Origin of the sequence: Halomonas ventosae, from assembly GCF_004361885.1 — a bacterium.
Lineage (GTDB): Bacteria > Pseudomonadota > Gammaproteobacteria > Pseudomonadales > Halomonadaceae > Halomonas > Halomonas ventosae_C.
Genome location: NZ_SNWH01000057.1, coordinates 1 through 1518 on the forward strand (window position 1 = coordinate 1; position 1518 = coordinate 1518).

A 1518-nucleotide genomic window follows, 5' to 3' on the forward strand; every position below is an offset into this window, starting at 1 on the left:
GTAACTATTCAGGTAGCTGCGGATAGCCTGTCGCCAACCACCTGATTCTTCTGGCATAGTGTGCCTGATCCTTCGGTACATCAATGCGATGACATGACCCTCAGCGATATCAACGTCGAGAAGGCCCTGGCGCGGGTCCAGCAACAGCTCAAGGAAGACCGCACGGTCTCGCCGTCGCTGCGTGCGGCCATCGATGTGCTGATGTTTCTGGTCAAGCTCATGGCCGATCGCCTGGCCATCAGTAGCCGCAACAGTAGCAAGCCACCGTCCCAGGATCCCCATCGCCAGCGCCGTTCACGCGCCAAAGGCGAGCGGCGCCCCGGCGGGCAGCCCGGCCATGAGGGCAAGACGTTGGCGCCGGTGGCAGAGCCTGACGAGGTGGTGACGCTGCGCGTCGATCGCCGACGCTTGCCCAGAGGGCGCACCTATCGTTCGGTGGGCGTCGAAACGCGCCAAGTGCAGGACATCGTGATCCAGGCCGTGGTTACCGAATACCAGGCCGAGGTCCTCGAAGATGATCAGGGGCAACGCTACGTGGCGCCATTCCCCGAGGACGTCACTCGCCCCATCCAGTATGGCCCTCGTCTCAAGGCGCATGCCGTCTATCTCTCCCAGTATCAGCTGCTGCCCTATGCGCGGATTCGCGAGCTGCTCACCTCACAGTGTGGTCTCTCGCTGAGCACCGCTACCCTGTTCGCCTTCAATCAGGAGGCCTACCAGCGCGCCGAGGCGTTCGCCGAGTGGGTGATCCCGGCACTGCGCGAAGCGCCCACCGTGCATGCTGATGAGACTGGGATGCAGGTCGGCGGTAAACGCTACTGGCTGCATAGCGCCTCCAACGAGGCGCTGACCTGGTTGGCCCCGCACCCCAAGCGCGGCCAGGAGGCGATGGACGCTATCGGCGTATTGCCCTTCGTGCGTGGCGTGCTGGTGCATGACCACTGGAAGCCCTATTACCGCTACCCGGATTGTCGGCACGCCCTGTGCAATGCCCACCACCTCCGGGAACTGACGGCGGCCTGGGAGAACGATGGCCAGGCGTGGGCCAAGGTCCTGCATGAGCTGCTGTTGGCCATGAACCGCGCCGTGGATGCCGCCGGCGGCTGCCTCTCGGCCGAGGAGGCTCGAGCATGGCGAGCGCGTTACCGACACTGCCTGGCGGAAGGCGACGCCGAGTCCCCGCCACCGGCAAAGCCACCGCCCGGGACGCGAGGGCGTACCCAGCGCACGAAAGCGCGCAACCTGCTCGAACGCCTCCGAACGTACGAGGACGACGTGCTGCGTTTTCTTGAGGATCCCGCTGCCCCCTTCACCAACAATCAAGGGGAGCGCGACCTGCGGATGACCAAGGTGCAGCAGAAGATCTCGGGCTGTTTTCGCGCCTGGGAGGGTGCCGAGATCTTTTGCCGGATGCGCAGCTTTCTCTCGACCGCGGTCAAGCAGGGGCTGGCGGCACATACGGCACTGGAGCAGCTCTTTACGGGTGAAGTGCCGGATTTCATGCGACAGGACGACCTG

General features: G+C 64.4%; 1 protein-coding gene. It reads left to right on the forward strand.

Features of this window, described 5'->3' with window-relative positions; genetic code table 11:
* Window positions 1-93: 93 nt before the first annotated feature.
* Window positions 94-1518, forward strand: a 1425-nt coding sequence (tnpC, locus tag DFO68_RS15355; protein ID WP_133484465.1) for an IS66 family transposase, incomplete at its 3' end; no start/stop codon positions are given.